This is a genomic window from Streptomyces sp. YJ-C3 (genome assembly GCF_053891275.1).
The window spans coordinates 7,785,159-7,801,020 of sequence record NZ_CM132685.1; the positions used below are offsets into that span (position 1 = coordinate 7,785,159).

Here is a 15,862-nt window from a genome sequence, read left to right on the forward strand (position 1 = left end):
GGCGTTCCTCTCCGTCGCCGCGCAGGTCAGGCCGTGCGGGCCGCCGCGATCTGCCGGGACATGATCGTCGTCAGCTCGTACGCGGTGTGCGAGGCGGCGACGGCGGTGATCTCCGCGTGATCGTACGCGGGGGCCACCTCGACCACGTCGGCCGAGACCAGGTTGCAGGAGGCCAGCCCGCGCAGGATCTCCAGCAGCTCGCGGGACGTCATGCCGCCCGCCTCGGGCGTGCCGGTGCCGGGGGCGTGGGCCGGGTCGAGGCAGTCGATGTCGATGGAGATGTACAGCGGGCGGTCGCCGATGCGCTGGCGCAGCTGGTCGGCGACCTCGTCGGCGCCGCGGCGGTAGATGTCCGCCGAGGTGACGATGCCGAAGCCCATCTTCTCGTCGTCGGTGAGGTCCTGCTTGCCGTAGAGCGGGCCGCGGGTGCCGACGTGGGAGAGGGCGGAGGTGTCGAGGATGCCCTCCTCGACGGCGCGGCGGAACGGGGTGCCGTGCGTGTACTCGGCGCCGAAGTACGTGTCCCAGGTGTCCAGGTGCGCGTCGAAGTGGAGCAGGGCGACCGGGCCGTGCTTCTTGGCGACCGAGCGGAGCAGCGGCAGCGCGATGGTGTGGTCGCCGCCGAGCGTCATCATGCGGGCGCCGGTGCCGAGCAGGTCGTCGGCGGCGGCCTCGATGGTCTCGACGGCCTCGTTGATGTTGAACGGGTTCGCGGCGATGTCGCCCGCGTCCGCGACCTGGGCGAGCGCGAAGGGGGACGCGTCCTGCGCCGGGTTGTAGGGGCGCAGCAGGCGGGAGGCCTCGCGGATGGCGTTGCCGCCGAAGCGGGCGCCGGGACGGTACGAGACACCGGTGTCGAACGGCACGCCCACCACGGCGACGTCGGCCGTGCCGACCTCGTCCAGGCGCGGCAGGCGCGCGAAGGTCGCGGGGCCCGCGTAGCGCGGTGTGCGGGAGGAGTCGATCGGGCCGCGGGGGGTGGCGTCCTGGTGCTCGCTGGTCATGGCGTGCCTTTCCTGAACAAACGGTCAGTCTCGTGAACTGGCTTACCGGGAAGGGAGGTCGGGGGGCGGGATCAGGTCCCGTACAGCTCGGGGCGCCGGTCCCCGAACACGTCGTTGTGGTCGCCGAGCCGCTTGTCGCGGGCCCGCGCGAGGTCGCAGGGGGCGAGCAGCAGGGCGGGTCCGTCGGTGGGGGTGTGCCCGGCGAGCGGGAAGCCGTCGGGGTCGACGATCACCGAGCCGCCGGTCCAGGCGACGCCGCGCTCCTCGCCGGCCCGGTCGCAGGCGGCGACGTACATCCGGTTGACGGCGGCGTCGGCCTGGACGCGGACGACCTCGCCGGGGCGCTCGCCGTCCGGGCGCGGGAACAGCGGCCAGTTCACGGGCGCGCACAGCAGCTCGGCGCCGGCCAGGGCGACGTGCCGGACCCACTCGGGGAACTCGACGTCGTAGCAGACCATGACGCCGATCCGGCCGACGCCCTCGATGTCGACGACGGGCGGCGCGGCGTCGCCGGGGACGAAGAAGTCCTTCTCGGTGCCGAACAGGTGGGCCTTGCGGTAGACGGCGCGGACGGTGCCGGTCGGGTCGACGATCACCGCCGAGTTCCGGACCTGCCCGTCCGCGTCCAGCTCGGCGAGGCCCGCCACCAGGGTCACACCGTGCTGCCGTGCGGCGGCGGACCAGGCGGTGACGGTGGGCCCGTCGACCGGTTCGGCGAGGGCGCGGGCCTCGGCGGGGTCCGCGAAGACGTAGCCGCTGTTGGTGAGCTCGGGCAGCACGACGACGCGGGCCCCGGCGGCCGCGGCGGCCGCGATCGCCTCCTCGGCGGCGGCGAGGTTCTCCGCCACGTCCCCCACCCCGAGGGCGAGTTGCGCACAGGCCACGGTCGTCGTCACGCTTCGGCACCTTCCAGTTCGGCCTCGCTGGCCTCCACCGCCGCGCGCTCGGCGTCGAGGTCGAGCCCGCGTGTCAGGACGTAGTACAGGATGCCTCCGACCAGCAGTCCGACCACGAACGAGATGTCGAAGCCGCCGATCGCCTCGGCCAGCGGGCCGGTGAAGAAGGACGTGGTGAAGAACGGCACCATCGCGGCGAACCCGACGACGTACGCGGTCAGGCCCTGCCAGGACCAGCGGCCGTAGATGCCCTTCGGGTCGAAGATCGCGGTGATGGCGTAGTGGCCGCGGCGCACGAAGTAGAAGTCGACGAGGTTGACCGCCGTCCACGGGATGAGGAAGTACAGCATCAGCAGGACGAAGTCGTTGAAGGAGCCGAGGTAGTCCTCGGGCAGCAGCAGCGCGACGACCAGGACGGCCAGCTCGATGACGACGATGCCGGTGATGCGGGAGCGGACAGTGGGGCGCACGGGGCGGAAGGCGTCGACGGCGCTGGTCGTGGTGAGCATCGCGCCGTACGCGTTCACGGCCATGATCGTGATGAGCGCGAGGGCGGAGACGACGACGGCGAAGGTGCCGAAGCCGGGCAGGATGTCGTTGCCGACCTGGCGCAGGCTGTTGATCGCGTCGGGCGCCTTCATCGAGGAGGCGAGGAGCGCGCCGAGCGACATCAGCCAGACCGCGGAGAGCGCGGCGCCGGCGTACGTCCACCAGATGACCTTGCGGGCCGAGACGTCGCGCGGCAGGTAGCGCGAGTAGTCGGACACGTAGACGGCGTACGAGATCTGGTAGCCGGCCGCGCCGCAGAAGACGATCAGGAACGCGGTCCAGGAGTGGCCGCCGCCCGCCGCGGAGACGTGGTGCGGGTGGAGCTGCACCAGCGCGCCGACGGTGATGACGCCGAAGACGACGATGAGCACGTACGTCAGCCAGCGCTGGACCAGGTGCAGCAGGTCGTGCCCGACGACGGCGAGGACGACCGCGACGCCGATGAGGATCGCGTACCAGGCACGCGGCCCGCCGGGCAGGATCGTCGTCAGGCCCTGCGCGGCGAGGACGACGTTGAAGACGTTGAAGCCGATGTAGACGAAGACGACGGCCGCGAACGGGACGACGGCGCCGCGGATGCCGAACTGGGCGCGCGACTGGATCATCTGCGGCAGGCCCATGCGCGGGCCCTGGTTGGCGTGGAACGCCATGAAGAACGTGCCGAAGCAGGCGCCGAGCGCGACCGCCGCGACCGACCAGCCCAGGCTCAGTCCGAGGGAGGGGCCGATGAAGCCGGTGACCATCGTGGTGAGCACGAAGTTCCCGGTGAACCAGAACGGGCCCTGGTGCCAGACCTTGCCGTGGCGCTCGCGCACCGGCACGTAGTCGATGGACCGGACCTCGATCAGGCCGCGGGAGGTACCACCACTGCTGTCGTGGACCGCTGTCTTGTCGGCCGTGGGAGCGCTCATCGCGGCTCCTTCCCTCACATGCGTACGGGCCACGGGACTGCGGAACCGCGGCAGCTGGAACCTAACCGCGGGTGAGCGGGCGCTTCGATCGCCCCCAGGGCGAATCATCCAAGGCCCTATGGACATCACGTCCATGCCCCGTGGGTGACACTGGACGCATGGCGTTGCTCCTGTCCGACCTGGTCGACCGTCCCGAACTGCATCTTTCCGTCGCCGCGTGCCCGGAGCACCTCGACCGCCCGGTGCTCGCCGCGCACGCCTCCGAGCTGGTCCGCCCCGGCTCCTGGCTGCAGGGCGGCGAGCTGCTGATGACGATCGGGCTGCTGCTGCCGATGGACGTGGCCGCCTGCCGCGCGTACGTCGACGACGTCACGGCCGCGGGCGCGCACGCGCTGGCGCTCGGCCTCGGCCCGGAGCTGCCGTACCAGGAGGCGCCCGAACCGCTGGTGACGGCGGCGCGGGAGGCGGGTCTGCCGTTGCTGACGGTCGGCGAGGACGTGCCGTTCATCGCGGTGACCAAGGCGGTGTTCGCGGCGCAGGCCGCCGAGCAGCGGGCCGCCGTGGAGAGCGCCTTCGAGACGCAGCGCCGGCTGACGGCGGCGGCCGCGGCGGGCGGCGGCCTCACCCCGACCCTGGACGCGTGGACCTCGGCGACCGGGGTGCGGGCCCATGTCACCGATCCGCTGGGCCGGGTCATCGCCGCCGACTCGGGCGGGCCCCAGGAGCCGGACGCGGCGGGCGCCGAGCTGCTGCGCCGGGTGGCGACGGGCGGGCTGCGCTCCAGTGCGGTCGCGCCGGGTCTGGAGGTGCAGCCGCTGGGCGCGCGCCGGCTGCGCGGCATGCTGGTCCTCGCGGGCGACCCGGGCCCGGACGCCCGCCTGCTGATCTCCGGCCTGGTCTCCCTGCTCTCCCTCGAACTGGAGCGCCGCCACCTCGCGGACGAGCCGGAGCGCCGCCGCAGGGCCGGTCTCCTCGGCCGCCTCCTCGACCCGTCCACCACCGCCGAGCAGGCCGCCGACGTGCTGTCCGGCGCGGGGCTCGCGGCGGACGCGGTACGCGGCGTCGTCGTCGAGGCGCCGTCCGAGGAGGCGGCCCGCGAGATCGCCGCCGACCTGGCCCTGGCGGTACCGGGCGGGCTGACCCGGACCCGCGGCGCGCTCGTCGACGCGGTCGTCGGCGAGGGCCTCGACCTCGACGGGGTCCTCGCCCACTTCGCGCCGGGCTGCCCGGCGGGCATCGGCTCACCGGTGCCGCCGGGCGCGGCCCGCACCTCGCGCAGGGAGGCGGCGGGGCTGCTCGAACTCAGCCGCACGGCGGGCCACCCGGTCCGGGCCCGCCACGACCACTCCAGCGGGCTGCTGCTCGACCTCGGCGACCGCGCGGCGCTCACCGGGTACGCGGACGCGCTCCTGGGCCCCCTCGACACGGCGGACCCCACCGGGGCCCTGTCCCTGACCCTGGCCACCTGGCTGGACAGCGGCAGTTCCTGGGACGAGACGGCCCGCCGCCTCGGCCTGCACCGGCACACCGTCCGCAACCGCCTCGACAAGGTCGCGCACCTGACGGGCCGCCGCCTCGACGACGGCGACGACCGCTTCGACCTGTGGCTCGCGCTGCGCGCACGGCGGGCGGCACGACGGGCCTGACCGGGCCCGACCGGTCCAAGGTGCGGAACCGATCAACGCCGCGCGGGGACCCTGGGCACAATGGACGCATGCCGATACCCGGGATTCCCAGCGATACTCCGACCCGTGCCGCCCTGATCGAGCACCTCGTCCGCACCCGCATCGCGGGCGATGTGGCCACCCCCCGCGACAACAACCTGTCGCACTACCGCAAGCTCGCGAACGGCGACCGGCACTACTGGCTGGGCCTGGAACTCGGCGACCGCTGGACCGACGAGCAGGACGTGCTCGCCGTCATGTCCGAGCGCTGCGGTGTCGTCGACGACCCGGAGCACCGGTACGGCCAGGACACCATCGACCCGGATCTGACGGTCGACGCCCTGGAGCGGATGGCGGCCCGGCTGCGCAAGGCGGCGGCCGGCCGGGAGCGCGTCCTGCTGGCGACCGGCCACCCGGGCGGCCTCCTCGACGTGCACCGCGCGACGGCGACGGCGCTGCGTGCCGCGGGCTGCGAGATCGTGGTGATCCCCGAGGGCCTGGCCACCGAGGAGGGCATGGTCTTCCAGTTCGCGGACGTGGCGATGCTGGAGCGCGGCGCGACGCTGTGGCACACGCACTCCCCCGACCCGATGACGGCGATCCTCGACGGCCTGGAGCGCGCCGGCCGCCCGCTGCCCGACCTGGTCGTCGCCGACCACGGCTGGGCCGGCTGCGCGGCCCAGCGCGGGCTCGACTCCGTCGGTTACGCGGACTGCAACGACCCGGCGCTGTTCCTCGGCGAGGCGGAGGGCACGATGCAGGTCACGGTTCCCCTGGACGACCATGTGACGAGCCCGCGCCACTACGACCCGATGACGGCGTACCTGCTGGACGCGGCGGGGCTGTTGGACTAGGGCCTGTCCGGATGCGGGGAGCCATCCCCTGAGATGCCGCACGCCGTGCGCGTCTCAGGGGCGCGGCGAACTGCGCGACCGGCCACGACGGCGCGGCACCCGCGAACGCATCAGCAGCTCCTACGGCGCCGGGGCCCCGGAGCTCGGCCCCGGATGAATCACCACGGGTTCAACCCCTCGGTGCGGCGCTGGGCAAACCCGGGGGTCGGATCCAGGTACACCCGCCGCACCGCAGGAAACCGCTCCCGCAACCGCCGCGCCGCATCCTCACAGGCCCACTCGATCTGCGCGGCGGTGGACGCGTCCCGGAAGTCCACCTTCGCCGCGACGAGCGCCTCCCGGGGCCCCTGCACGAGCGTGGTCAGCTCCAGCACGGCCTCGACGTGCTCCCCCTGGAGCAGGATGGACCGGATCTCCGCCCGGACGGGCTTCGGCAGCGGCCGCCCCACGAGCAGCTCCGCATTGGACCGGCCCAGCACCCAGGCGACCCAGAGCAGCAGCATCCCGATGCACAGCGAAGCGATCCCGTCCCAGACCCCGGACCCGGTGAGCTGCCCGCCCAGCAGACCGCCCGCGGCGAGGAGCAGGCCGACGAGCGCGGCGCTGTCCTCCAGGACGACGGCCTTCACGGCGGTGTCGGGCGTGTGCTTCAGATACGTACCGACGGGGGCCCGGAACCGCGCCGCCTCGCCCCGCGCCTGCTTGACCGCGGTCCGCAGGGAGAAGCCCTCCAGGACGAAGGCGATGGCCAGCACGATGTACGACACCAGGGGGTTGCCGAGCTCCTCGCCGGCGACCAGGGTGTGGATCCCGTCGTACAGGGAGAAGACGGCGCCGCCGACGAACGTGGCGACGGCGGCGAGCATCGCCCACACGTAGCGCTCGCCCCCGTACCCGAGCGGATGCTCCTCGTCGGCGGGCTTCTCGCTGCGCTTCAGGGCCGTGAGGAGCAGCAGTTCGGTGACGGTGTCGGCGAAGGAGTGCGCCGCCTCGGAGAGCATCGCGCTGGAGCCGCTGATGACTCCGGCGACCGCCTTGGCGAGCGCGATCCCCAGATTCGCCGCCGCGGCGACGATCACGGTGAAGACGCTCTCCCCGCCCGCTTCTTCCGTCTCCTCGACGCCGCCCGCGCCCTCAGCCCGTACATCCATGTACGGGACGGTATGTCCGATCAGCGCGGAACGCGAACGACGCCTTCCTGGATGACGGTGATCGCGAGCTGTCCGTCCCGGGTGTAGATGCGGGCCTGGCCGAGCCCGCGGCCACCGGACGCGGACGGCGACTCCTGGTCGTACAGCAGCCATTCGTCGGCGCGGAACGGCCGGTGGAACCACATGGCGTGGTCCAGGGACGCGCCCACGACGTCGCCGACGGCCCAGCCGCCGCGCCCGTGGGCGAGCAGGACGGAGTCGAGCAGCGTCATGTCGGACACGTAGGTGGCGAGGCAGACGTGCAGCAGGTGCTCGTCGATGGCGCCGTCGAGCTTGCCGTTCGTGCGGAACCAGACCTGGGAGCGCGGCGGCTGCGGCTCGCCGACGAAGGCGAACGGCGGCGCGTCCACGTACCGCAGGTCGACGGCCTCGCGCGCTTCGAGGAGCCGGTCGACGACACCGGGGTCGACGAACGCGCCGGCGTACCGCGGCAGCATCTCGGCGGCGGTGGGCAGCGTCTCCGGGTCGGGCGCGTCCGGCATGCCGGCCTGGTGGTCGAGCCCGTCCTCGTACGTCTGGAAGGACGCGGAGAGGTGGAAGATCGGCTGCCCGTGCTGGATCGCCACGACGCGGCGCGTGGTGAAGGACCGGCCGTCGCGGATCCGGTCGACGGTGTAGACGATGGGCGCGCCCGGGTCCCCCGCCACGAGGAAGTACGCGTGCAGGGAGTGGGCGAACCGGTCGGCCGGGACGGTGCGCCCGGCGGCGACGAGGGCCTGGGCGGCCACCTGCCCGCCGAAGACGCGCGGGACGACGGCGGACCGGGACTGGCCACGGAAGACGTCCTGCTCGATCCGCTCCAGGTCGAGCAGATCGAGCAGGGACTCAAGTGCCTGATTCATACAGGTAGTTGTACTCAGTGTGCTGGTCGGGCGGGTTACAGGCCCATGTTCTTCGCGATGATCATCTTCATGACCTCGCTGGTGCCGCCGTAGATGCGGTTGACGCGGTTGTCCGCGTAGAGGCGGGCGATCGGGTACTCGTTCATGAAGCCGTAGCCGCCGTGCAGCTGGAGGCAGCGGTCGATGACGCGGTGGGCGACCTCGGTGCAGAACAGCTTCGCGGACGCGGCCTCGGCGGCGGTCAGCTCACCGGCGTCCAGGGCCTCCAGGGCGCGGTCGGCGACGGCCTCGGCGGCGTCCACCTCGGCCTGGCAGGCGGCCAGCTCGAACTTGGTGTTCTGGAAGGACGCGACCGGCTTGCCGAAGACGGTGCGCTCCCGGACGTACTCCTTGGCGAACTGGACGGCGGCCTTGGCCTGCGCGTACGCGCCGTAGGCGATGCCCCAGCGCTCGGAGGCCAGGTTGACGCCGAGGTAGTGGAAGCCCTTGTTCTCCTCGCCGAGGAGGTCCTCGACGGGCACCTTCACGTCGACGAACGCCAGCTCGGCGGTGTCGGAGGTGCGCAGGCCGAGCTTGTCGAGCTTGCGGCCGATGGAGTAGCCCTCGGACGTGGTGTCGACGGCGAACAGGGAGATGCCGAAGCGGCGGTCCTCGGCGGACGGCGCGGAGGTGCGGGCGCAGACGATGACGCGGTCGGCGTGCACGCCGCCGGTGATGAACGTCTTGGCGCCGTTGAGCACGTAGTGCGTGCCGTCGTCGGAGAGCTTGGCGGTGGTCTTCATGCCCGCGACGTCGGAGCCGGTGCCCGGCTCGGTCATCGCCAGCGCCCACATCTCGTCGCCCGCGACGAACTTGGGCAGGTAGCGCTTCTTCTGCTCGTCGGTGGCGAGCATCTTGATGTACGGCAGGGCGAGCAGGACGTGCACGCCGGAGCCGCCGAAGGAGACGCCCGCGCGGGCGGTCTCCTCGTACTGGATGGCCTCGAACTTGTGGGTGTCCAGGCCGGCGCCGTCGTACTCCTCGGGCACGTTGATGCCGAACAGGCCGAGCTCCGCCATCTTGGCGTACAGCTCGCGCGGCACGATGCCCTGCTGGAACCACTCGTCGTAGTGCGGGACGACCTCGGCCTCGATGAAGGCGCGCAGGGTCTCCCGGAACGCCTCGTGGTCCTCATTGAAAACGGTACGGCGCACGGAGAACTCTCCCTCTACGACGATCTCGACGACGGTCTCTGCGACGAGTGTGCGGACAGCGGTCAAACGACTAAGCGCTTGCTCAGAGTCACGTTACTCGTCAGTTACGGGAGCGTCCAGAGATACAGGTCACTCCGAGGCGGCCGCGAACGCCCCACGGGCCAGCTTGTGCAACATCGCGGCGGTCGCTGCCCGGCCGGGCAGCGAGCCCGGACGGCTCAGGTGGGGCGTGGAGTTCAGCAGGCCGAAGACCGCGTGCACGGCCACGCGCGCGTGCGGCTCCGCGAGCCCCGGATAGACCTTCCGCACGGCGTCCACCCACAGCTCCACGTACTGGCGCTGCAACTGCCGCACCAGCTTGCGGTCGCTGTCGCGCAGCCGGTCCAGCTCGCGGTCGTGCAGCGTGATCAGGTCGCGGTCGTCGAGCGCGAAGTCGATGTGGCCCTCGATGAGCGAGTCGAGCAGCGCCTCGGGCCCGCGCTCCGCCTCGGCCACCCGCCGCTTGCCACCGGTCAGCAGCTGCCCGCTGATCCCGACGAGGAGCTCGGCGAGCATCGCGTCCTTGCCCGCGAAGTGGCGGTAGAGCCCGGGGCCGCTGATGCCGACCGCGGCGCCTATCTCATCGACCCCGACACCGTGGAACCCGCGGTCGGCGAAGAGCCGCGCGGCCTCTCGGAGGATCTGCTCACGGCGGGTGGGGGCGTCGGTTCTGGTGGCCATGGAAGCAATTCTAGACAGGGAGGTTAGCGACCGTTAACCTGACGGCAACAGGTTAACGCTCATTAACGTCGGTCGGCGCTCATGGACCGAGTGAGGGGACCGCAGAATGCACGAGGCACCGGAGCTTGCGAGCGCGGCCGATCCCGCGTCGGAGGCCTGGCGGGCCAATGAGGCGGCGCACCGGGCGCTCGGCGAGGAGCTGCGCGGCAAGCTCGCGGCGGCCCGCCTCGGCGGCGGCGAGAAGGCCCGCGCCCGGCACACCGCGCGCGGCAAGCTGCTGCCGCGCGAGCGGGTGGACACGCTGCTCGACCCGGGCTCCCCGTTCCTGGAGCTGGCGCCGCTGGCGGCGGACGGGATGTACGAGGGACAGGCACCGGCGGCCGGGGTGATCGCCGGGATCGGGCGGGTCAGCGGGCGCGCGTGCGTGATCGTCGCCAATGACGCGACGGTCAAGGGCGGCACGTATTACCCGATGACGGTGAAGAAGCACCTGCGCGCGCAGGAGGTGGCCCTGGAGAACCGGCTGCCGTGCGTCTACCTGGTGGACTCCGGCGGCGCCTTCCTGCCGATGCAGGACGAGGTGTTCCCGGACCGCGAGCACTTCGGGCGGATCTTCTACAACCAGGCGCGGATGTCCGGTGCGGGCATTCCGCAGATCGCGGCGGTGCTCGGCTCGTGCACCGCGGGCGGGGCGTACGTCCCGGCGATGAGCGACGAGGCCGTCATCGTGCGCAATCAGGGCACGATCTTCCTGGGCGGCCCGCCGCTGGTGAAGGCGGCCACCGGTGAGGTGGTGACGGCCGAGGAGCTGGGCGGCGGCGAGGTCCACTCCCGCGTCTCGGGGGTGACCGACCACCTCGCGGAGGACGACGCGCACGCGCTGCGGATCGTGCGCACCATCGTCTCGACGCTGCCGGAGCGCGGCCCGCTGCCGTGGGCCGTGAAGGCCGCGATCGAGCCGAAGGTGGACCCGGCGGGTCTGTACGGGGCGGTGCCGGTCGACTCCCGCACGCCGTACGACGTGCGGGAGGTCATCGCGCGCGTGGTCGACGGCTCGCGGTTCGCCGAGTTCAAGGCGGAGTACGGGCAGACGCTGGTCACCGGATTCGCGCGGATCCACGGCCACCCGGTCGGCATCGTCGCGAACAACGGCATCCTGTTCTCCGAGTCCGCCCAGAAGGGCGCCCACTTCATCGAGTTGTGCGACCAGCGCGGCATCCCGCTGCTGTTCCTGCAGAACATCTCGGGCTTCATGGTGGGCCGGGACTACGAGGCGGGCGGGATCGCCAAGCACGGCGCCAAGATGGTCACCGCGGTGGCCTGCACGCGCGTGCCGAAGCTGACCGTCGTCGTCGGCGGCTCGTACGGCGCGGGCAACTACTCGATGTGCGGCCGGGCCTACAGCCCCCGCTTCCTGTGGATGTGGCCCGGCGCGAAGATCTCCGTGATGGGCGGCGAGCAGGCCGCGTCCGTGCTCGCGACCGTCAAGCGCGACCAGTTGGAGGCCCGCGGCGAGTCCTGGCCCGCGGACGAGGAGGAGTCCTTCAAGGACCCGATCCGCGCCCAGTACGAGACGCAGGGCAGCGCCTACTACGCGACCGCCCGGCTCTGGGACGACGGGGTGATCGACCCGATGGAGACCCGCCAGGTCCTGGGCCTGGCCCTGACCGCGTGCGCCAACGCGCCACTGCCGGAGAAGTCCGGCGGCTTCGGCGTCTTCCGGATGTGAGGGCCATGGAGACCCAGGTGGAGAGGCGAACGACCATGTTCGACACGGTCCTTGTGGCCAACCGCGGCGAGATCGCCGTCCGCGTCATCCGTACGCTGCGCGAGCTCGGCATCCGCTCGGTGGCCGTGTACAGCGACGCCGACGCGGACGCGCGCCATGTGCGCGAGGCCGACGAGGCGGTGCGGATCGGGCCGCCCCCGGCCGCCGAGAGCTATCTGTCCGTGGAGCGGCTGATCGAGGCGGCGCAGCGGACCGGCGCGCAGGCGGTGCACCCGGGCTACGGCTTCCTCGCGGAGAACGCGACGTTCGCGCGGGCCTGCGAGGACGCGGGCCTGGTCTTCATCGGCCCGTCCGCCGACGCGATCGCGCTGATGGGCGACAAGATCCGTGCCAAGGAGACGGTCCGGGCGGCCGGGGTGCCGGTCGTGCCCGGCGGCCGGGACCCCGATCTGGCGGACGCCGCACGGGAGTTGGGCGCTCCGGTCCTCCTCAAGCCGTCCGCGGGCGGCGGCGGCAAGGGCATGCGCCTGGTGCGCGACCTGACCGTGCTGGAGGACGAGATCGCCGCCGCCCGCCGTGAGGCCCGCGCCTCCTTCGGCGACGACACGCTCCTGGTGGAGCGGTGGATCGACCGGCCCCGGCACATCGAGATCCAGGTCCTCGCCGACGCCCACGGCAATGTGGTGCACCTGGGCGAGCGCGAGTGCTCCCTGCAGCGCCGCCACCAGAAGATCGTGGAGGAGGCTCCGAGCGTCCTGCTCGACGAGGCCACGCGCGCGGCGATGGGCGCGGCGGCCGTGGAGGCGGCGCGCAGTTGCGGCTACCGGGGCGCGGGCACGGTGGAGTTCATCGTGCCGGGCGAGGACCCGTCCGCGTACTGCTTCATGGAGATGAACACCCGCCTCCAGGTCGAGCACCCGGTGACCGAGCTGGTCACGGGCCTGGACCTGGTGGAGTGGCAGCTGCGCGTGGCCGCGGGCGAGCCGCTCGGCTTCGGGCAGGACGACATCACGCTCACCGGGCACGCGGTGGAGGCCCGGCTGTGCGCCGAGGACCCCGCGCGCGGCTTCCTCCCCTCCGGCGGCACGATCCTCGCGCTGAGCGAGCCGCAGGGCGACGGGGTGCGCACCGACTCGGGCCTCAGCGAGGGCACGGAGGTCTCCTCCCTGTACGACCCGATGCTGGCGAAGGTCATCGCGTACGGCCCCGACCGGGAGACGGCGCTGCGCAGGCTGCGGGCCGCGCTGGCCCGGACGGTGACGCTGGGCGTGCCGACGAACGCCGGGTTCCTGCGCCGCCTGCTGGCCCATCCGGCGGTCGTGGCGGGCGAGTTGGACACCGGCCTCGTGGAGCGCGCCGCGGACGGCCTGGTCGAGGCCGAGGTCCCGGCGCAGGTGTACGCGGCGGCGGGCACCCTGCGCCAGGAGCGGCTCGCGCCGGCTTCGGCCGAGGGCTGGACGGACCCGTTCGCCCGCCCCGACGGCTGGCGGCTCGGTGGCGAACCGGCCTGGACCGTGCACCACGTGAGAGTGCCGGGCCATGACCCGGTGGAGGTGCGGGTGCGCGGCGCCGAGATCCTGGTCGACGGCGCCCCGGCCGCTCCCGCCCGCCTCACGGCCGTCGCCGGTGACTGGCTGGGCCGCGACGGGGACGCCTGGCACGTGCAGGACCACGACCCGGTCGCGGCGAGCCTGACCGGCGCCGGCGCGGGCGGCGCGGGCTCCCTGACCGCGCCCATGCCGGGCACGGTGACGGTCGTGAAGGTGGCGGTCGGCGACGAAGTGGCCGCGGGCCAGAGCCTCTTGGTCGTGGAGGCGATGAAGATGGAGCACGTCATCGCGGCACCGCACGCGGGCGTCGTGACGGAACTGGACGTGGCCCCGGGCACGACGGTGGCGATGGACCAGATCCTCGCGGTGGTCGAGAGCGCCCCGGAAGGGGCCGACCGCGAGGAGGCGGCCTCATGACACCGGCACTCCCCATGGTGGTCCCGTCCCCGGACCTGCCCGCCCAGGTCCGGATCCACGAGGTGGGCGCCCGCGACGGCCTCCAGAACGAGAAGACGACGGTCCCCACGGAGGTCAAGGCGGAGTTCGTCCACCGCCTCGCCCGGGCCGGCCTGACCACCGTCGAAGCGACCAGCTTCGTCCACCCCAAGTGGGTGCCCCAGCTGGCGGACGCGGAGACCCTGTTCCCCCGGCTCCAGGACCTGAGCGGCGTCCACCTGCCGGTCCTCGTACCGAACGAGCGCGGCCTGGACCGCGCCCTCATGCTCGGCGCGAGCCGCATCGCCGTCTTCGCCAGCGCCACCGAGTCCTTCGCGAAGGCCAACCTCAACCGGACGGTCGCCGAGTCCCTCGCGATGTTCGAGCCGGTGGTGGCCCGGGCCAAGGACGCCGGGGCCCATGTGCGCGGCTACCTCTCCATGTGCTTCGGCGACCCGTGGGAGGGCCCGGTCCCCGTCCGTCAGGTCGTCGCGGTCGCCACGGCCCTGAGGGAGATGGGCTGCGACGAGCTGAGCCTCGGCGACACGATCGGCGTGGCCACCCCCGGCCATGTGCGGACGCTGCTCGCGGCGCTGAACGCGCAGGGCGTGCCGACGGACGTGATCGGCGTGCACTTCCACGACACGTACGGGCAGGCCCTCGCCAACACCCTGGCGGCCCTGCAGCACGGTGTGACGACGGTGGACGCCTCCGCGGGCGGCCTCGGCGGCTGCCCGTACGCGAAGAGCGCCACCGGCAATCTCGCCACCGAAGACCTCGTCTGGATGCTCGACGGACTCGGCATCGAGACCGGGGTCGACCTCGGCCGTCTCACCGCCACCAGCGCGTGGATGGCCCGGCAGTTGGGCCGACCCAGCCCGTCCCGCACCGTTCGCGCCCTCTCGAAGGAAGACGTTCGAGAGACACAGCCCCCACAGGAGCAGTGAGACAGATGGACCACCACCTCTCCCCCGAGCACGAGGAACTGCGGCGCACGGTCGAGGAGTTCGCGCACGAGGTCGTCGCGCCGAAGATCGGCGACCTCTACGAGCGGCACGAGTTCCCGTACGAGATCGTGCGGGAAATGGGCCGCATGGGGCTGTTCGGGCTGCCGTTCCCCGAGGAGTACGGCGGCATGGGCGGCGACTATCTGGCGCTCGGCATCGCCCTGGAGGAGCTGGCGCGCGTCGACTCGTCCGTGGCCATCACGCTGGAGGCGGGCGTCTCGCTGGGCGCGATGCCGGTCCACCTGTTCGGCACCGAGGAGCAGAAGCGGGAGTGGCTGCCGCGGCTGTGCGCCGGGGAGATGCTGGGCGCGTTCGGCCTGACGGAGCCCGAGGCGGGTTCGGACGCGGGCGGCACGCGCACGACGGCCGTCCGGGACCCGGAGAGCGGCGACTGGGTCGTCAACGGCACCAAGTGCTTCATCACGAACTCGGGTACGGACATCACGGGTCTGGTGACGGTGACGGCGGTGACCGGCCGCGCCCCCGACGGCAAGCCGCTGATCTCCTCGATCATCGTGCCGTCCGGGACGCCCGGGTTCACGGTCGCGGCGCCGTACTCGAAGGTGGGGTGGAACGCGTCGGACACCCGCGAGCTCCACTTCGACGACGTGCGCGTGCCCGCGGCGAACCTGCTGGGCACGGAGGGCCGCGGTTTCGCCCAGTTCCTCCGCATCCTCGACGAGGGGCGCATCGCGATCTCGGCGCTCGCGACCGGGCTCGCGCAGGGCTGCGTGGACGAGTCGGTGAAGTACGCCAAGGCGCGGCAGGCGTTCGGGCGCAGCATCGGCGGGTACCAGGCCATCCAGTTCAAGATCGCCGACATGGAGATGAAGGCGTACACCGCGCGGCTCGCCTGGCGGGACGCGGCGTCGCGGCTGGTGGCCGGGGAGCCGTTCAAGAAGGAGGCCGCGCTGGCGAAGCTGCACTCGTCGACGATCGCCGTGGACAACGCGCGGGAGGCCACGCAGATCCACGGCGGCTACGGCTTCATGAACGAATACCCCGTGGCCCGGATGTGGCGGGACTCCAAGATCCTGGAGATCGGGGAGGGGACGAGCGAGGTGCAGCGGATGCTGATCGCCCGGGAGCTGGGGCTCACGTCCTAGGCGCGTTTCGTCGTGCGGCCCCCTCGACGCGCCTGCGCGCCGTGGGGGCTTCCCTCATGTGTGCGCGGGCGGCGCCGTCGTGGTCGCTCGCGCCGCTCCCCGCGCCCCTGGGGGACGCACCCCCTCTGGACATGCCAGGAACTTAGGTTAACCTACCCTGAGTTCTAGAGACCCAGCCCGGCGCAGGTCCG

Annotated in this window: 13 protein-coding genes; 6 read left to right on the plus strand and 7 right to left on the minus strand. The window is 72.5% G+C overall.

Annotation, left to right across the window (positions count from 1 at the left end):
* Nucleotides 1-26: 26 nt before the first annotated feature.
* The 3 genes from speB to ACVHNB_RS35105 form a co-directional block, all read right to left on the minus strand.
* Complete coding sequence (gene speB, locus ACVHNB_RS35095; RefSeq protein ID WP_428954539.1) at nucleotides 27-1,004, minus strand: agmatinase; 978 nt, start codon at nucleotides 1,002-1,004, stop codon at nucleotides 27-29.
* Between the two features lie 71 nt (nucleotides 1,005-1,075).
* Nucleotides 1,076-1,900 carry a nitrilase-related carbon-nitrogen hydrolase gene (locus ACVHNB_RS35100; protein WP_428954538.1) on the minus strand — a complete coding sequence of 275 codons (825 nt, stop codon included), beginning with the start codon at nucleotides 1,898-1,900 and terminating at the stop codon, nucleotides 1,076-1,078.
* A complete protein-coding gene (locus tag ACVHNB_RS35105) occupies nucleotides 1,897-3,297 on the minus strand; it encodes a purine-cytosine permease family protein (protein ID WP_428957662.1) in 1,401 nt (466 codons plus the stop codon). The genes ACVHNB_RS35100 and ACVHNB_RS35105 overlap by 4 nt, the downstream gene beginning before the upstream one ends.
* 221 nt (nucleotides 3,298-3,518) lie before the next feature.
* Here ACVHNB_RS35105 and ACVHNB_RS35110 point away from each other — a divergent pair, with 221 nt between their 5' ends.
* Both ACVHNB_RS35110 and ACVHNB_RS35115 read left to right on the plus strand, forming a co-directional pair.
* Complete coding sequence (locus ACVHNB_RS35110) at nucleotides 3,519-5,006, plus strand: PucR family transcriptional regulator (protein WP_456226732.1); 1,488 nt, start codon at nucleotides 3,519-3,521, stop codon at nucleotides 5,004-5,006.
* Nucleotides 5,007-5,074: 68 nt separating this feature from the next.
* Nucleotides 5,075-5,878 (plus strand): phosphatase, encoded by an 804-nt coding sequence (locus ACVHNB_RS35115; RefSeq protein ID WP_428954536.1) that lies wholly within the window; start codon nucleotides 5,075-5,077, stop codon nucleotides 5,876-5,878.
* Between the two features lie 158 nt (nucleotides 5,879-6,036).
* Here the strand turns inward: ACVHNB_RS35115 and ACVHNB_RS35120 are convergent, their stop codons facing one another.
* From ACVHNB_RS35120 to ACVHNB_RS35135, 4 genes are all read right to left on the minus strand, one after another.
* Entirely contained in the window at nucleotides 6,037-7,029 is a 993-nt protein-coding gene (locus ACVHNB_RS35120) for a cation diffusion facilitator family transporter (protein ID WP_428954535.1), read from the minus strand.
* A gap of 20 nt (nucleotides 7,030-7,049) precedes the next feature.
* On the minus strand, nucleotides 7,050-7,931 hold the full coding sequence (locus tag ACVHNB_RS35125) for an acyl-CoA thioesterase (protein ID WP_428954534.1): 882 nt from the start codon (nucleotides 7,929-7,931) through the stop codon (nucleotides 7,050-7,052).
* A gap of 35 nt (nucleotides 7,932-7,966) precedes the next feature.
* The gene (locus ACVHNB_RS35130) at nucleotides 7,967-9,124 is read right to left on the minus strand and encodes an acyl-CoA dehydrogenase family protein (RefSeq protein WP_456226733.1); all 1,158 of its coding nucleotides are present in this window, start codon (nucleotides 9,122-9,124) and stop codon (nucleotides 7,967-7,969) included.
* Between the two features lie 129 nt (nucleotides 9,125-9,253).
* Nucleotides 9,254-9,844, minus strand: a complete 591-nt coding sequence (locus tag ACVHNB_RS35135; RefSeq protein WP_428954532.1) for an SACE_7040 family transcriptional regulator — start codon at nucleotides 9,842-9,844, stop codon at nucleotides 9,254-9,256.
* 106 nt (nucleotides 9,845-9,950) lie between these two features.
* Between ACVHNB_RS35135 and ACVHNB_RS35140 the strand changes: the two genes are divergently transcribed.
* From ACVHNB_RS35140 to ACVHNB_RS35155, 4 genes are read left to right on the plus strand one after another with little or no spacing between them, the layout of a single operon-like run.
* Nucleotides 9,951-11,573 (plus strand): carboxyl transferase domain-containing protein, encoded by a 1,623-nt coding sequence (locus ACVHNB_RS35140; protein ID WP_428954531.1) that lies wholly within the window; start codon nucleotides 9,951-9,953, stop codon nucleotides 11,571-11,573.
* A gap of 35 nt (nucleotides 11,574-11,608) precedes the next feature.
* Nucleotides 11,609-13,540, plus strand: coding sequence for an ATP-binding protein (locus ACVHNB_RS35145; RefSeq protein ID WP_456228986.1), 1,932 nt, complete (start codon nucleotides 11,609-11,611; stop codon nucleotides 13,538-13,540).
* Nucleotides 13,537-14,505, plus strand: a complete 969-nt coding sequence (locus tag ACVHNB_RS35150; protein WP_428954530.1) for a hydroxymethylglutaryl-CoA lyase — start codon at nucleotides 13,537-13,539, stop codon at nucleotides 14,503-14,505. The genes ACVHNB_RS35145 and ACVHNB_RS35150 overlap by 4 nt, the downstream gene beginning before the upstream one ends.
* A 5-nt stretch (nucleotides 14,506-14,510) precedes the next feature.
* A complete protein-coding gene (locus tag ACVHNB_RS35155; RefSeq protein ID WP_428954529.1) occupies nucleotides 14,511-15,671 on the plus strand; it encodes an acyl-CoA dehydrogenase family protein in 1,161 nt (386 codons plus the stop codon).
* Nucleotides 15,672-15,862 lie beyond the last annotated feature (191 nt).